This is a genomic window from Agrobacterium sp. CFBP 3001 (assembly GCF_027871605.1).
Classification (GTDB): domain Bacteria; phylum Pseudomonadota; class Alphaproteobacteria; order Rhizobiales; family Rhizobiaceae; genus Agrobacterium; species Agrobacterium leguminum.
In genome coordinates, this window is the sequence record NZ_JAQAHD010000026.1 from 1 (window position 1) to 16,186 (window position 16,186).

At 60.6% G+C, this 16,186-nt stretch carries 12 protein-coding genes; 8 read left to right on the forward strand and 4 right to left on the reverse strand.

Features of this window, described 5'->3' with window-relative positions:
- Positions 1 to 28 precede the first annotated feature (28 nt).
- Positions 29 to 1,693, reverse strand: coding sequence for an electron transfer flavoprotein-ubiquinone oxidoreductase (locus tag PH605_RS22410; protein ID WP_142846223.1), 1,665 nt, complete (start codon positions 1,691 to 1,693; stop codon positions 29 to 31).
- Between the two features lie 530 nt (positions 1,694 to 2,223).
- On the opposite strand from PH605_RS22410, the gene PH605_RS22415 reads away from it, so the two are divergent.
- Positions 2,224 to 2,736: a YcxB family protein gene (locus PH605_RS22415; RefSeq protein WP_078054242.1), complete on the forward strand. Its 513-nt coding sequence runs from the start codon at positions 2,224 to 2,226 to the stop codon at positions 2,734 to 2,736.
- A gap of 253 nt (positions 2,737 to 2,989) precedes the next feature.
- Here the strand turns inward: PH605_RS22415 and PH605_RS22420 are convergent, their stop codons facing one another.
- Positions 2,990 to 3,910, reverse strand: coding sequence for a cation diffusion facilitator family transporter (locus PH605_RS22420; protein WP_003524087.1), 921 nt, complete (start codon positions 3,908 to 3,910; stop codon positions 2,990 to 2,992).
- Positions 3,911 to 4,091: 181 nt separating this feature from the next.
- On the opposite strand from PH605_RS22420, the gene PH605_RS22425 reads away from it, so the two are divergent.
- Complete coding sequence (locus tag PH605_RS22425; protein WP_142846221.1) at positions 4,092 to 4,880, forward strand: SDR family oxidoreductase; 789 nt, start codon at positions 4,092 to 4,094, stop codon at positions 4,878 to 4,880.
- Between the two features lie 22 nt (positions 4,881 to 4,902).
- Here the strand turns inward: PH605_RS22425 and PH605_RS22430 are convergent, their stop codons facing one another.
- Positions 4,903 to 5,874: a GGDEF domain-containing protein gene (locus PH605_RS22430; protein ID WP_161987993.1), complete on the reverse strand. Its 972-nt coding sequence runs from the start codon at positions 5,872 to 5,874 to the stop codon at positions 4,903 to 4,905.
- Between the two features lie 305 nt (positions 5,875 to 6,179).
- On the opposite strand from PH605_RS22430, the gene PH605_RS22435 reads away from it, so the two are divergent.
- The 3 genes from PH605_RS22435 to PH605_RS22445 all read left to right on the forward strand — a co-directional run bounded on the left by PH605_RS22435 (position 6,180) and on the right by PH605_RS22445 (position 8,763).
- Positions 6,180 to 7,478, forward strand: coding sequence for an Hsp70 family protein (locus PH605_RS22435; RefSeq protein ID WP_137452152.1), 1,299 nt, complete (start codon positions 6,180 to 6,182; stop codon positions 7,476 to 7,478).
- 43 nt (positions 7,479 to 7,521) lie between these two features.
- Entirely contained in the window at positions 7,522 to 8,421 is a 900-nt protein-coding gene (locus tag PH605_RS22440) for a uracil-DNA glycosylase (RefSeq protein ID WP_104679349.1), read from the forward strand.
- A 150-nt stretch (positions 8,422 to 8,571) separates the two neighbouring features.
- Positions 8,572 to 8,763 carry a hypothetical protein gene (locus PH605_RS22445; RefSeq protein ID WP_003509784.1) on the forward strand — a complete coding sequence of 64 codons (192 nt, stop codon included), beginning with the start codon at positions 8,572 to 8,574 and terminating at the stop codon, positions 8,761 to 8,763.
- 256 nt (positions 8,764 to 9,019) lie between these two features.
- On the opposite strand, the gene PH605_RS22450 is transcribed toward PH605_RS22445, so the two are convergent.
- Complete coding sequence (locus tag PH605_RS22450; protein WP_142846219.1) at positions 9,020 to 9,955, reverse strand: DMT family transporter; 936 nt, start codon at positions 9,953 to 9,955, stop codon at positions 9,020 to 9,022.
- Positions 9,956 to 10,395: 440 nt separating this feature from the next.
- Here PH605_RS22450 and pepN point away from each other — a divergent pair, with 440 nt between their 5' ends.
- The 3 genes from pepN (at position 10,396) to PH605_RS22465 (ending at position 16,067) form a co-directional block, all read left to right on the forward strand.
- A complete protein-coding gene (pepN, locus tag PH605_RS22455) occupies positions 10,396 to 13,044 on the forward strand; it encodes an aminopeptidase N (protein WP_142846217.1) in 2,649 nt (882 codons plus the stop codon).
- A 128-nt stretch (positions 13,045 to 13,172) separates the two neighbouring features.
- Complete coding sequence (locus tag PH605_RS22460; RefSeq protein WP_142846215.1) at positions 13,173 to 13,493, forward strand: carboxymuconolactone decarboxylase family protein; 321 nt, start codon at positions 13,173 to 13,175, stop codon at positions 13,491 to 13,493.
- Between the two features lie 237 nt (positions 13,494 to 13,730).
- A complete protein-coding gene (locus PH605_RS22465) occupies positions 13,731 to 16,067 on the forward strand; it encodes a PAS domain-containing sensor histidine kinase (protein WP_078054246.1) in 2,337 nt (778 codons plus the stop codon).
- Positions 16,068 to 16,186: the final 119 nt, after the last annotated feature.

The window sequence follows — 16,186 nt, forward strand, 5'->3', positions numbered from 1 at the left end:
GAAGAGAAGGCTTCGGCCGTAATCGCCATCACATATTGGCGTAAACCGGCCCCTCGCCGCCCTGCGGCGGCACCCAGTTGATGTTCTGGTTGGGGTCCTTGATGTCGCAGGTCTTGCAGTGCACGCAGTTCTGGGCGTTGATGACGTAGACTTCTTCGCCGTCCTTCTCCACCCATTCGTAAACGCCGGCCGGACAATAACGCGTCGAAGGCCCGGCAAAGACGTCGTGCTCGGACGATTTCTGCAGCGCCATGTCCTTCACCTGAAGATGCACCGGCTGGTCTTCCTCATGGTTGGTGGAGGACAGGAACACCGAGGACAGGCGGTCGAAGGTCAACACGCCATCCGGTTTCGGATAGGCGATCGGCTTGTGCTTTGCGGCCGGCTCAAGGCTCTGCGCATCCGTCTTGCCGTGCTTCAGCGTGCCGAAGACGGAGAAGCCGAACAGCTGGTTCGTCCACATGTCGAGACCGCCAAGACCGACGCCGATGAGCGTGCCGAATTTCGACCACAGCGGCTTGACGTTCCTGACCCGCTTCAGGTCCTTGCCGATGTCGCCGTCGCGCCATTCCGCCTCGATCTCCGCCACCTCATCATGGGCGCGGCCGGCGGAAATCGCTGCGGCGATCTTTTCCGCCGCCAGCATGCCCGACAGCACCGCATTATGGCTGCCCTTGATGCGCGGCACATTGACGAAACCGGCGGAACAGCCGATCAGCGCACCGCCGGGGAAGGTGAGCTTCGGCACCGACTGGTAACCGCCTTCGGTAATGGCGCGCGCGCCATAGGAAATGCGCTTGCCGCCCTCGAAGGTCTCGCGGATGGCCGGATGCGTCTTGAAGCGCTGGAATTCCTCGAAGGGGTAAAGATAGGGGTTCTTGTAGTTGAGGTGCACCACGAAGCCGACGGCGACGAGGTTATCCTCGAGATGATAGAGGAAGGAACCGCCGCCGGTCTTGAAACCGAGCGGCCAGCCGAAGGAATGCTGCACGAGACCCTGTTTGTGCTTCTCCGGCTTGACCTGCCAGAGTTCCTTGATGCCGATGCCGAATTTCTGCGGCTCGCGATCCCTGGACAAATCGAATTTGGAAATCAGCTGCTTGGCGAGCGAACCGCGCACGCCTTCGCCGATCAGCACATATTTTCCGTGCAGCTCCATGCCGCGGGTGAAGTTCGGGCCCGGTTCGCCGTTCTTTTCGATGCCCATATCGCCGGTGGCGACACCGATGACAGCGCCCTCGTCATTATAGAGCACCTCGGTTGCGGCAAAGCCCGGATAGATCTCGACGCCGAGCCCTTCCGCCTTTTCCGCCAGCCAGCGACAGACCAGCCCGAGCGAGACGATGTAATTGCCGTGATTGTTCATCAGCGGTGGCATCATGAAATTCGGCAGGCGGATGGAGCCGGCCGGGCCGAGAAACAGGAACTGGTCGTCCTTCACCTCGGTCTTGAAGGGATGCCCCTCCTCTTCGCGCCAGCCCGGCAGCAGCCTGTCGATGCCGATCGGATCGACAACCGCGCCGGAGAGAATATGCGCGCCGACTTCGGCACCCTTTTCGAGAACGACGACCGAAAGCTCCGGCTCCACCTGCTTCAGCCGGATCGCGGCGGCAAGGCCCGCAGGACCCGCGCCAACGATCACAACGTCGAATTCCATCGCTTCGCGTTCGGGCAGTTCCATCGCTTCCGTCATCTCATCCTCTCCGCATCGCCGGTCCCATCCGGCTGTTGTTATATCCGCTTTCCGGCATTCCCGGCGCATCGCCTGCGCCGGTCAAAAAGCCATACGCGACACCGCATCCACCAGCGCCTGTCTTCGCAAAGCAGGACGCCTTTGTCGAGCTTCTATAGCGGCAAAACATGTCGCACGCCAGTCAATTGTCAGACAACCTGATGATTGATGAATTACTTTTACGTTCACGTAATAATGAAAATAGAAGTTGGGAGTGTAGCCGTCAAGGGTAGTCGGCATTTGTGCCACTCTCGCGTTTACCGCGGGTGAAACGCCCATTCGGCTCGCTTCATCAATGGCGGCGCTTCTGTTTGCGCCAAAAGCGGACGTACCTTTACGTATCGATGATTGTCCGCTGTCGCCCCCATTGAAGACGTTCACCGGCTTGATCGCGACGCTGCAAACCGGACATAGTACAACAGCAAAACGTGTCGCAGGTTTTGAGAATTATGTCATAGGTGTGGTATCTTACCAGGGAGACAATGAGAGATATGAACCGCAGCGTCACCTTCACTTTGACCGCCGACGACTATGTTGCTGCCAACAAGCTGTTCATACTGAAATATTCAACCTCACGCTGGCCGCTCGTTTGCTGGCTGATTTTCGTTGCTTTGCTGCTTGCCTCGCTCTTCACGTTGGCGCTGCGATTCCCCGATGCGCCTTTCATGTCGCTCTTCTACATCTGTGTGGTGGTTGTGATCTCAATACCGCTCTACCAGTATTTTTTCGGCGCTGCCGTGTTTGCCCGCAAGGCCTACGCAGAACAGAAAACCCTTCAGCAGCCGATCACGGTTACATGGTCTGAGGAAGGCTTTAGGAGCAAGGGACAGCAGGGCGACTGGAATGTTCCTTGGAACGACTATCTCAAATGGACCGAAGACAGCAAAGTGATCCTCCTCTATCAGAGCGCGCGCGTGTTCAACATGCTGCCCAAGCGCGTCCTGACGCCAGCACAGATCGAGGACTTCAGGCAATTGGTGGCCACCCACATCAAACGCGCGTAAAATGCCCCCACGAAGATGGAGCCGTTCCTATCGCAAACTCCCAAGTTGCTTCAAAATCGCCACTGCCGACTTCTAAAGGAATTTCTGTAGCAAGCGTTTGGTGCAAAACTCCGGCTTGAGCGACACTGGAAGACCTCTTCCCTCTCTCTCAGCGTGAAACTTGCCAATCCGCTCTCCCCTCATCGGTCCCGTCCAGATCAGTGCTACAATCGGTTTGGGCCACAAGCCGACTAGCTAAAATCGCTCTCCAACATCAAACCGCCCATTCCTCATCCGTCGTGAACACGATCGTCAGCCAGCGGTCGCTCCCCTCGCCGCCCAGCGCATCGCCGATTTCGTCGCGGATCGCGTCCCATTCTTCCAGACGCCGTGGCGGCCAGTTCTTCGGCACGATGAAAAAGAGTTCGATCTGACGGCCGCGGCCGACGCGGGCGACATAGGAATAGTGCGAGGAAAAGCCGAATTTCTCCACCGTTTCGGCCGCCACGCGGTCCACATGCTGCTTGAATTCCAGCGGGGTCACCAGAAGGATGTCCGCGAGCGCCTGTTTCACATTGCCGAGCGGCATGGGAATGATGACGAGGCAGACCAGCGCCAGCACGGCCGGGTCGATGTAGGGTGCGAGCCATGCCTGCGCCGTTCCCGTGAGCCCGTAACCCACGGCGAAGGCGACGAAGAGCGCCATGCTCAGAAGCGCGCTCATCAGCCAGCTTTTGGCGTCCAGCGCCACGAAGGCGGATTTCAGCCGGCGGTTCTGCCGTTTGACGAACCATGCCATGGCGAGCGAGACGGCGAAGCTGACGAAGGTGACGACAATGGCGTAATCGAACTCGATCGATCTGCCGCCATCCATCAGGCTGTCGACGGCATTGATGAGGGCGTAGATCGCCGCCCCCATCAGGAGCGTGCCGTTAAGCCCGAGCACCATCGGCTCCAGATGCCAGAAGCCCATTGTGAAACGCTCCACCAGCCGGCCGCCGGGCTTGGGCGCTGCGGAAGCGGCGATCAGCCGCGCGACAAGCAGCGCCAGCACCGTCATGAAAGCATCCGTCAGCGCATAGACACCATCGAAAACCACGGCGAAGGAGCCGGAGAACAGGCCTGCGCCGATGCCGAAGAGCGCCAGGAGAACCGTGACGGCAATGGAGAATTTGAGCAGGGATTGTTCTGTCATGACGTGTCTTTACCTTCAAACCGGACGCTACCTTGCTCTAAGCGTTTTCCCTTTTCCTTGAATCGAGAAAACCCTCTAACTCTTTGTTTTGTAGCATTTCCAGGCGGAAAACCGGGGTCCACTTTTCCTGGAAATGCTCTATAAACAGCACATCGAGCACTCACAAGACAGGACAAAACCCATGGATCTCGGCATTTCCGGCAAACGCGCCCTCGTTCTCGCCTCCTCTCGCGGCCTTGGGCTGGGCATTGCCACCGCGCTGGCGAAAGAAGGCGCACATGTCCTTCTTGTCGGCAGAAGCGGCGAAAAGCTGGAGGCGAATTGCAAGGCGATCAATGCGCTTGGCAAGGGCAAGGCCGACTGGGTCTGGGGCGATCTGGCCGAGGACAATTTCGTCGAGGCCATGGTTCAGGCCGTCAGGGAAAAGCTCGGCGGCATCGATATTCTCGTCAACAACACCGGCGGCCCGACGCCGGGCCTTGCGCAGGAAATGACGGCCGACAAGCTGGATACCTTCTTCCAGTCGATGGTGCTGCGCGTCATCACGCTCACCAATGCGCTTTTGCCGCAGATGAAGGAACAGGGTTTCGGCCGCATCCTGACCGTCGCTTCCTCCGGCGTGTTCGAGCCGATCGCCAATCTGGCGCTGTCCAATACGCTGCGCGGCGCACTGGTCGGCTGGAGCAAGACGCTGTCCTCCGAAGTGGCCTCCTTCGGCATCACCTCCAACCTGCTGCTGCCCGGCCGTATCCACACCGACCGCATCGATGAACTCGATGGCGCCAACGCCAAGCGTCTGGGCAAAAGCGTCGAGGAAATTCGCGAGGCTTCCGTCAAGAGCATTCCGGCCGGTCGTCTCGGGACGGTCGAGGAATTTGCCGCCGCCGGCGCTTTCCTCTGCTCGGTGCCGGCAAGCTACATCACCGGCACGATGCTCAGGGTAGATGGCGGCGCGGCGAAGTCGAATTAAGGCCACAGAGCTACGAATCCGGTCAGGAAGCCGCTCCGTAGATCACGTAGCGGTTCCGGCCAGTATTCTTGGCCTCGTAGAGGGCGGTATCGGCGCGGCGCAGGACATCGCTTGCGCTCTCGCCCGGATTTGCAAAGGCAATGCCCGCCGAGCAGCTGTATCGGAAACCGGGCATGTCTGCGAGCGGTGAGGCCTGCGCCAGTGATGACAGCACCCCCTGCATGACCGCCTCAACGCCCAAAACGCGCGAACCGGCGAGCATCAGCAGGAACTCCTCACCGCCGATCCGCCCCACGAGATCGCCGCGGGCGACCGCAGCAGAAAGTCGGGCGGCGAAGTCCTTGAGAACCAGATCGCCGCAGGCATGGCCAAAACGGTCGTTCACCGACTTGAAGTGGTCTATGTCCATGATGATGACGGCAAGGGCCTCGGCCTTGTTGGGGCCAAGCCTGTGATTGAGAATATCCATGACGTAGCGACGGTTGCCGAGGCCGGTCAACTCGTCGCTCAGGGCGAATTTAAGCGCCCTGTCCCGCTCCTGGCGAAGATCGCGCAGCTCAACACCGAGTTCGGAAATATCGGTGACGACGCAAAGCATCCAGCCGCCCGGCAGCGTCGTCTCGGTCGTCAGCATCCAGCGCCCGTCATTGAGGCTGGTTTCAATGGTGCGATACGGCAGCTTGCCGCGCCTCGTTCCCGCCGAGCGCAGCCATAATTCGAAATCGGCGGTCTCGACGGCCGTGCCGGTGGAGTTGCGGTAACCGATGCGCATCAGATCGGCCCATGTCGGAAATTCGTCCGGCCCGATGCCGAGCGCCATGCGGAACGCCGCGTTGGCGAAACGCAGTTCATCTTCGCCGTCGAAAAGGGCATAACCCTGCTGGGACGCCGCCATCAGGTCAATGAGATGGCGGTTGAAGCTCTCCGCATCGCCGCGGGCGTTTTGCGCCGGCAACACGTCTTCGAGGGAGGAACGGGCCGGCTTTCGGGACATCGGGGCTCCGCGTCTGCAAACACAACAAATACAAAAATAAATCTGCTCTTTAACGCTATAGTTCAGCCTTATACTCGCTTTATGCGAAAAAATATTTAATGCCGGCAGCAGGACGGCCTTCCAGCCATGGCAATTACTTCATGCAATTTTCACAATAAACCCGGGTGCAGGCGCTTGCCATTCCGTCAGCCCTGTGCAATCAACCGCCCTCCTCTGACATCGGGGTGCCAAAGGCATCCCTTATTTTCACGCCGGGCCGCCTTTCAGGCCGGGCGGGTGTTTCTATCGGCAACAAGGATATGGCGATGACGCAAAAGCGGGCTCTCGGCCTCGATTTCGGCACGACCAACACGGTCATGGCTCTTTCCGACACGGGCGGCGCCAGCCGTTCCATGCGCTTCACCAGCAGCGCGGGCACGGATGACAGCATGCGCACGGCGCTCTCCTTCATGAAGGATGCCGGCCTTGGTGCGGCCGCCCTGCATGTGGAAGCCGGCCATGCCGCCATCCGGCAATTCATCGACAATGCCGGTGACTGCCGTTTCCTGCAATCGATCAAGACATTCGCGGCCTCGCCGCTGTTTCAGGGCACGCTGATCTTCGCCAAGCGCCAGAGCTTCGAGGATCTGATGGACGTGTTCCTGCGCAAGCTGAAGACCTATGCGGGCGAGGAATGGCCGGGGGACGTCTCCACCGTCATCGCCGGCCGGCCGGTGCGTTTCGCCGGCAGCAATCCGGACGAAACGTTGGCGCTCGCCCGTTACAACGAGGCGCTCACCCGCGCCGGTTTCCCGGAAATCCACTATGTCTACGAGCCGGTGGCAGCCGCCTATTATTTCGCCCAGAGCCTGAAGAAGGACGCCAATGTGCTGGTGGCGGATTTCGGCGGCGGCACGACGGACTATTCGCTGATCCGCTTCGAGACCCATGCCGGCAAGCTTTCCGCCACCCCCATCGGCCATTCCGGCGTCGGCGTGGCGGGCGATCATTTCGACTTCCGCATGATCGACAATCTGGTCTCGCCGGAAATCGGCAAGGGCAGCAAGTTCAAGAGCTTCGACAAGGTGCTGGACGTGCCCTCCGGCTATTACGTGAATTTCGGCCGCTGGAACCAGCTGTCGATCTTCAAGACCTCGAAGGAATTCACCGACCTCAAATCGCTGGTGCGCTCGGCGCTGGAGCCGGAAAAGCTCGAACTCTTCATCGATCTTGTCGAACATGACGAGGGTTATCCGCTCTATCAGGCGATTTCCGCCACCAAGATGGCGCTCTCCTCAGCGGAAGAAGCGGAATTCAACTTCGCACCATTGGGCAAGGCCGGCCGCAAGATGGTGAAGCGCAGCGATTTCAACAACTGGATCGCCGAAGACCTCGCCAAGATAGAAGAAGCGCTCGACGAGGTTCTGGAAAAGACGAAAGTCGCGCCCGAAGCCATCGACAAGGTGTTCCTGACCGGCGGCACTTCCTTCGTGCCGGCGGTTCGGGAGCTTTTCACCCGCCGTTTCGACGCGGACCGGATCGAAAGCGGCGGCGAGTTGCTCTCGATTGCCCATGGTCTGGCCATGATCGGCGAAAGCGGCGACATTCAGCGCTGGACAGTGTGATTTGCGGGTTTCCCGGGCAGGGAACATGGGTTAATTTCCGCCCATGATCGCCGCTCACGACCTCTCCCCGGCCGAACTCGCCGCCCTCCTGCATTTCCATGCGGATGCGGGCGTGGACTGGCTGCTGGAAGACCAGCCGGTCGATCGTTTCGCCGAATTTGCCGCTGCCCGCCCGGCCCGATCCGCGCCTGCGCAGGAGGCCGCAGCAGCTTCACGCCAGATGGAAAGGCCGGCGGACCGCCGTGCCGATGCGCCTCAGCGGCAGGCGGCGACGCGCAGCGCCCCGGCGCGCGGCGCACCGGCGGCCCCCGCCATTCAGCAGAATGTCGCCATGCCGGACGAGCAGGCGGTGGCGGCGGCGCGTTTTGCGGCCGAAAGCGCGCGGTCGCTTGCCGAGCTGAAAACCGCGCTCGACGGTTTCAGCGGCTGCAACCTCAAGAACAGCGCGCGCAATACGATCTTTACCGAAGGCGACCCCGCTTCCGCCATCATGGTCATCGGCCCGATGCCGGATGCCGATGACGACCGCGAGGGCCTGCCCTTCGCCGGCAAGGCCGGGCTGTTGCTCGACCGAATGCTGGCAGCCATCGGGCTTGAGCGCAGTACCATCATGCTCGGCAATGTCGTGCCGTGGCGGCCGCCGGGCAACCGCCCGCCGACTCAGGCCGAAATGGATATCTGCCGCCCCTTCATCGAGCGTCAGATCGCCCTTGCAGAGCCGAAACACCTGTTGCTTCTCGGCAACTTTACCGCACGTTTCTTCTTTGGCGGCACCGGCACGATCCATACGCTGCGCGGACAGTGGCGTGATGTCGCAGCCGGGCACCTGATTTTGCCGGCTTTGGCCAGCCTGCATCCGCAGGAACTTCTGAATGCGCCTGCCAGCAAGTCATTGGCATGGCAGGATTTATTGGCTTTTCAGGCAAAGATTGCCAAAGGCTGACTGCCTTATTATTGCTCAATGTAAATGAATTATGAAAAAAGCCATGCACAATGCGCATAACAGCGGCGCATTTGCTCAGCTTGCCGAATCCATGCTGCGCTGCGATATAGCCCCATGTCTTGGGAGGAATAGGTTTAAGGAACCAAGGCAATGACCACTCGCTTCCGTCCGGTACATTCCGGCTTTGAAACGCTCCGCCTGGCGGGCCTCGGCCCTCGCTCCAGTCAGGGCTACCATCGTTTCGGCGCAGCCGCAAACGAACAGATGACCGCACGCGCTGCCATGCAGCAGGTCCGCGTGACGCGTCCCTCGGCAGTCTTCGCGGATTTCCGCGAGCGCTGAGAAGCACTCAGGCCAGTCTAACGCTGGTCCACAGATATGATTGCGCGCTGGCGTCTTTCTTCGGGAAGGCGCCTTTTGCTTTTGCGGTTTTTACGATCATAAGTCCCCGTCATGCCGGACCTGATCCGGCATCCAGCCAGCCCAAGTCCTTGGGCTGAAAGAACTCTTTTCGCCGCGCGGACGCGCGTCGGCTGGATCCCGGCTCAAGGCCGGGATGACGGAAGCGGTTGCCATGAAACACCGGCAATAACATCCCTCACCCCTGCGGCGTCGAGGCCTTGCGGGCCGCCCGTCTTGCCAGGCCCAGCTGATGCTCGCGAAAGATGATGAAGATGCCGGCGAGGATAACGATCACTGTGCCGATCAGCATCGTCACCGTGGGAATATCTCCGAACAGAATGTAGGAGACCGCGATGCCGAAGATGATGGAGCTGTATTCGAAGGGCGCGATGACCGAGACTTCGGCGTGCCGATAACTCTCCGTCAGGAAGATTTGCGCAACCCCGCCGCAGATGCCGCTGGTGATCAGCAGCATGGCCTGCGTCATGCTCAGAGCGCTCCAGCCGAAAGGCACGCTGACGAGCGACAGCAGCGTGGCGGTGAGCGAAAAATAAAGCACGATGGTCGGCGTCTTTTCCGTCTCCACCAGTTGCCGCACCTGGATCATCGCCAGACCGCCGAGCGCCGCACCGCACAATACGGCAATGGCCCCCAGCCCCTCACCCGCGGCAAAACCGCCTTCCCTCAGAAGCGTCATCTTCGGCCAGAGAATCACCAGCACGCCCGTCATACCGACGAAGACCGCGCTCCAGCGATAGATGCGCACCTTTTCATGCAGGATGACGGCGGCAAAAACGACCGCGAGAAGCGGCGAGGCATAACCGATGGCGATGAATTCCGGCAGCGGCAGCATGGTCAGCCCGTAAAAGCCGCAGGCCATGGACAGGATGCCCAGAAACCCGCGCTTGAAATGGCCGAAAAGATTATTGGTGTGCAGCGCGCTCGTCAGCGCATGCAGCCACGCCAGATAGACGACAATCGGGAGAATGGCGAAAGCGGAGCGGAAGAAGGTGATCTGGCCGGCAGGTACATCGCCTGCGGCCTTGATACAGGTCTGCATGACAAGAAAAAAGCCGACCGAAATCAGCTTCAGGCTAATCCCGCGAAAGGGATTCATCGGTTCGGCGTTCATTGGCAACTACTCATATCGGCTGCGCAAACACGCCATCGGGGGATTTTTCATGCGGGGAGGACGACGCAGGGGAATTGGATTTATGCAAGGCTAGAGCATTCCTCCGGCGCTTTACAACAAAAAATGTGATTTACCCGTGAATTCGGCTGATTTGGGGAGGGATTGTTTTCGCGGCTGCGGAAATGATGCAAACCAAAAGCGACGCGCGCTAAAATTTGAAGAAAATAAAATATAATTTCAGCAATCGTTCAACATTTGCTGCCATGGTCCACAGGTCCGGCGGCGGGAGGATTGTCTGCATGGCCGGCAAAGCCTTCCATGGCGGGACAGAATGTCCTCCGACGCGCACATGAACGTGACGAATATTCTACCCATTTTACATCCGGGCCTTATGACGACATGATGCCGGGAAGACCACGCAAAGTTATTCAGGGACAGTCATGCGAACAGACACGGGCCAGATCGTTCACCTGGCAGATTACCGCCCCACCGATTTCGTTCTGGAGCGGGTGGATCTCACCTTCGAACTCGACCCCAAGAATACCAAGGTCGAGGCCCGTCTGATCTTTCACCGGCGCGAAGGCGCCGAGCGGCAGGCGCCGCTGGTTCTGGATGGCGACGAGCTGAAGCTTTCCAGCCTGCTGCTCGACCAGGTGGAACTTCCCGCCGGTCAATATGAGGCGACGCCGGAGAGCCTGACCATCCGCGACCTGCCGGCGGAGGCGCCCTTCGAAATCTGCGTCACCAATTACATCAATCCGCAGGTCAATACGCAGCTCATGGGGCTTTACCGCACCAATGGCGTTTATTGCACCCAATGCGAGGCGGAAGGTTTCCGCCGCATCACCTATTTCCCCGACCGTCCCGATGTTCTGGCGCCCTATACGGTGACGATCATCGCGGCGAAGGAAGGCAATCCCCTGCTGCTCTCGAACGGCAATTTCCTCGGCGGCGGCAATTACGATGAAGGCCGTCACTTTGCGGCATGGTTCGATCCGCATCCGAAGCCCAGCTATCTCTTCGCACTCGTCGCCGGCGATCTCGGCGTGGTCGAAGACACCTTCACCACCATGTCCGGCCGCGATGTGGCGCTGAAGATTTACGTCGAGCACGGCAAGGAGCCGCGTGCGGCCTATGCCATGGACGCGCTGAAGCGTTCGATGAAGTGGGACGAAGAGCGCTTCGGCCGCGAATACGACCTCGATATCTTCATGATCGTCGCCGTGTCGGATTTCAACATGGGCGCGATGGAGAACAAGGGCCTCAACGTCTTCAACGATAAATTCGTGCTGGCCGACCCGGAAACCGCCTCCGACGCGGATTACGCCAATATCGAGCGCATCATTGCGCACGAATATTTCCACAACTGGACCGGTAACCGCATCACCTGCCGCGACTGGTTCCAGCTGTGCCTGAAGGAAGGCCTGACGGTCTATCGCGATCAGGAATTTTCCGCCGACATGCGCTCTCGGCCGGTCAAGCGCATCGCCGATGTGCGCCACTTGAAATCGGAGCAGTTTCCCGAGGATTCCGGCCCGCTGGCGCATCCGCCGCGCCCCGATACCTATCGTGAAATCAACAATTTCTACACGACGACCGTTTATGAAAAGGGCGCCGAAGTCACCCGCATGATCGCCACGATCCTCGGCGCGGACGACTTCAAGAAGGGCATGGACCTCTATTTCGAGCGCCATGACGGCGAAGCCGCCACCGTCGAGGATTTCGTCAGGAGCTTCGCTGACGCCAGCGGCCGTGACCTTTCGCAGTTTTCGCTGTGGTACACCGAAGCGGGCACGCCGCTCGTTTCCGTCTCCTCGGCCTACGACGCCGGCAACGCCACCTTCAGGCTGACGCTGGAGCAGACGACCGCGCCGACACCCGGCCAGCCGGTAAAACAGCCGCGTCACATTCCGCTGTCGCTGGCGCTGATCCTCGACAATGGCCAGATCGCCGAACCGCAGGCCGTCGAAGGCGGCGAGTATCGCGACGGCGTGCTGCATCTGACCGAACGCAACCAGACCTTCTCCTTCTCCGGCATTTCCTCACGGCCGGTGCTGTCGATCAACCGCAGCTTCTCGGCGCCGATCAATCTGGATTTCGAGCAGAATGCGGCCGATCTGGTGCAGATCGCCCGGCATGAGACGGATATGTTCGCGCGCTTTCAGGCGCTGACCGATCTTGCCCTGCCGGCGCTGATTGCCGCCACCAGGGCCGTGCAGAATGGCAAGGACGTTCAAACGGATGCGGAGCTGACCGCAACGCTCATCGAAATCATCGGCAACGACGCACTTGAGCCCGCCTTCCGGGCGCAGGCGCTGGCCTTGCCGAGCGAAACGGATATCGCCCGCGAAATGGGCGGCGACAATGACCCAGACGCCATCCACAAGGCGCGCAACGCCACCATCAAGGCCATCGCGACAGCCGGGCTCGAAACGCTGCGGCGGCTTGCCGAAAGCACGGCTGATGGCGAGGCCTACAGCCCGGATGCGGTAAGTGCGGGACGCCGTTCGCTGCGCAACGGCGCGCTGACCTTCCTCGCCTTTGCCGAGGAAACGCCGGCCCGCGCGGCAAAGGCCTTTACTGAGGCCACCAACATGACCGATCTCGCCCATGCGCTCAGCGTGCTGACCCAGCGTTTCCCGGAAAGCACGGAGACAAAGGAAGCGCTTGCCGCCTTCGAAAAGCGCTTTGCCGACAATGCGCTCGTGCTCGACAAGTGGTTCTCGCTGCAGGCAGCCATTCCGGGCGACGGCGCACTCGACCGGATCAAGGCGCTGATGAAATCGAAACATTTCATCGCCACCAATCCGAACCGGGTCCGCTCGCTCGTCGGCACGCTTGCCTTCGCCAACCCTACCGGCTTCCACCGCGCCGATGGCGCCGCTTACCGGTTCCTGGCGGAGCAGATCATCGCCATCGACAAGCGCAATCCGCAGCTTGCCGCCCGGATTCTCACATCCATGCGCTCCTGGCGGTCGCTGGAGGCAAGCCGTGCCGAACACGCCAAGGCGGCGCTTTCGACGATCGCCGACGCCAAGGGCCTGTCGACGGATGTAAGCGACATCGTCGGGCGCATCCTGAAGGGCTGACCGCCCCGCCAAAACTCCGGACAATGCCGATACGCCGTCTTGATCGCCATCAAGGCGGCGTATTGCGTTGCGCGATATGATGGTGCGCGAGAGGCCGGGAACGGCTGAAGACCGGAAAGGAATTTCAGATGACGGATATGTCCAGGACCAGCGCTTCGTTTCAGCGCTTCATGACCGATGCCCCGGCCCACAAGGCGGCATGGTTTCAGGCCGTGCAGGGTCTCGGGGCGGCGTCCACGCTCGATGCGAAAACACAGAGCCTGATCTATATCGGCATTCTTGCCGCCCTGCGTCTGGAAAGCGGCCTCGCCTTTCACGTGATGGAAGCCAAGGTGCGGGGCGCAAGCCGCGACGATATCATCAGTGCGGTGCTGAGCGGTCTTCCCGCTGCGGGCAATGGCGTGATCAGCGCGCTTGGCCCGGCTCTCGACGCCTTCGACGGAACCTGACGCCTGTTCCAGCGGCGCTCCGCAAAGACCGGATCAGATTGCCGGCTCACTGATTTCGTTCATAATTCCCGCCTTCACCAAAGCGGAAACAGACCGTCCCGAAAAAATACGGAGTCGGTTCAAGGGGTTAAAATTCTTTTAACTTTTGCCTCTGGACACGGCGAATCGCATTTGATTCACTAGTCATATTCGAGCGGCGGCGCTTCGAATCACTGGGGACATCTTGAAGGCGGGACAATGACGAACGTGCGGCGGGCGACTGCGGGCGATGAGCGGCCGTATGCCAAATTTTCTGATCTTGCGGCCTGGGGCGAAAGGCTTTCCAGCGACCTGATGGGTTTGATGAATGGCTCCGACCGCCCGATGCCGCAGGTCGAGACCCTGCTGAAACGTCTCATTCCCATTCTCATCCTCGCCTTTCTCGTCGTCGTCGCGGCCTCGCGCATGCTGGGCATCGTTGCCGAATATAGCCGCATGGAAGAGGCCGCCCGCCATTCCACGGCGCTGACGGCGCTGACGGCCAAGGCGGCCCTTCTCAACAACGATACCGTTTTCACCGCGCAGGACCGTGCCCGCGCCGAAGCCAATCTGGTCGCGGCGCTGCCATCCGGCAGCCTTGCCGACGGCACCATGGTGCTTCTTTCGGGCAGCAATGGCCGCATTTTCGCCGGCGCCGGCAAGGAAGCGATGCTTTATATCGGCACGTCGCTGCCGGCTTTGCTTCCTGAAATAGCCATCGTGCAGCGTTTCCCCGGCGCGCCCGGCACCATCGAGACCAATATTGACGGCCAGCAGCACTATGCGACGATGATCCCCTTCGGCGACGACGGCGCGATGGTGATCGCAGCGCGCTCGCTACAGCCGATCCGTTCCTTCTGGCGCAGCGAAATCGCCATGAACGTGACGCTGTTCGCCGGCATCTCCTCGATCCTGCTGGTCGTGCTCTATGCCTATTACATGCAGGTGAAGCGCGCCCGCGACGCCGACGACATCTTCGCCGAATCCAACCTGCGGGTCGAAACCGCGCTGTCTCGCGGCCGCTGCGGGTTGTGGGATTTCGATCTTTCCACGCGGCGCATGTTCTGGTCCGGTTCGCTCTACGAAATTCTCGGGCTGCCGCCGAAGGCCGCGCCGCTCTCCTTCTCCGACGCCGCCCGCATGATGCATTCCGAAGACGGCAATCTCTATGAGCTTGCCCGCGCCGTTGGCTGCGGCAACCTGCGCCAGATCGATCAGATCTTCCGCATGCGCCATGCCAAGGGCCATTATGTCTGGCTGCGCGCCCGCGCCCAGGTCATCCGCACCAATAACGGCCCGCGCGTCATCGGCATCGCCATGGATGTGACCGAACAGCACCGCCTTGCGCAACGCTACGCCGAAGCCGACCAGCGCCTTGCCGACGCCATTGAATCCACCTCGGAAGCCTTCGTGCTATGGGACAAGAACGACCGTCTGGTGATGTGCAACACCCATTACCAGAAGGCCTATGGCCTGCCGGACAGCGTGCTGGTGGCCGGCACGGAAAAAAGCACCGTCTATGCCGCAGCCGCCCGCCCCGTCGTTGAACGTCGCGTTGCCGATCCGGACCAGTCCGGCCTGTCGCGCACCACCGAAGTGCAGCTTGCCGATGACCGCTGGCTGCAGATCAACGAACGCCGCACCCGCGATGGCGGTCTCGTCTCGGTCGGCACCGATATTACCCTTCTGAAGCGCCATCAGGAACGACTGCGCGATTCCGAGCGCCGGCTGATGGCCACCATCGGCGATCTTTCCGCCTCGCAGCACAAGCTGGAGCGGCAGAAGACCGAGCTTTCCGACGCCAACGCCAATTACCTCGCCGAAAAAGAGCGCGCCCAGGCCGCCAACCGGGCGAAATCCGAATTCCTCGCCAATATGAGCCATGAGCTGCGCACGCCGCTCAACGCCATCCTCGGCTTTTCCGACATCCTGCAGAACGAGATGTTCGGGCCGGTCGGTTCGCCGAAATATTCCGAATATGCCCGCGATATTCACGATAGCGGCAAACACCTGCTCAACGTCATCAACGATATTCTCGACATGTCGAAGATCGAGGCGGGCCATATGCGCATCAACCGCGAGACAATCGATCTCGCGCCACTGATCGAAGAGACGCTACGCCTCACTGCCATTCAGGCCGAGCAGAAGAACATCACCGTGCAGCAGAAGGTCTGCGCTGGGCTGACCATGCAGGGCGACCGCCGTGCCATGAAGCAGATCATGCTCAACCTGCTCTCCAACGCCGTGAAATTCACCGGCGACGGCGGCCGCATCGCGCTGCGCACCCATGTGCATCAGGCCGCGATGATCCTCACCATCGCAGACACCGGCATCGGCATTCCCGCCCAGGCGCTCAACAAGATCGGCCAGCCCTTTGAACAGGTGCAGAGCCAATATGCCAAGAGCCAGGGCGGCTCCGGCCTCGGGCTTGCGATTTCCCGCTCGCTCGTCAAGCTGCATGGCGGCACGATGAAAATCCGCTCCTGTGAGGGCCGTGGCACGGTGGTGACGATCATCATTCCGCATGCGGCGGGGTGCTGCGGGACGGTGCATTGAGGTGGCGTCGGACGCGCTGAGTTTCCTGCAATATGTACAGGTCGCGTGCGCGATTACCCCCCTCTGCCCTGCCGGGCATCTCCCCCTCAAGGGGGGAGATCAGCTAGACGGATGCTCCT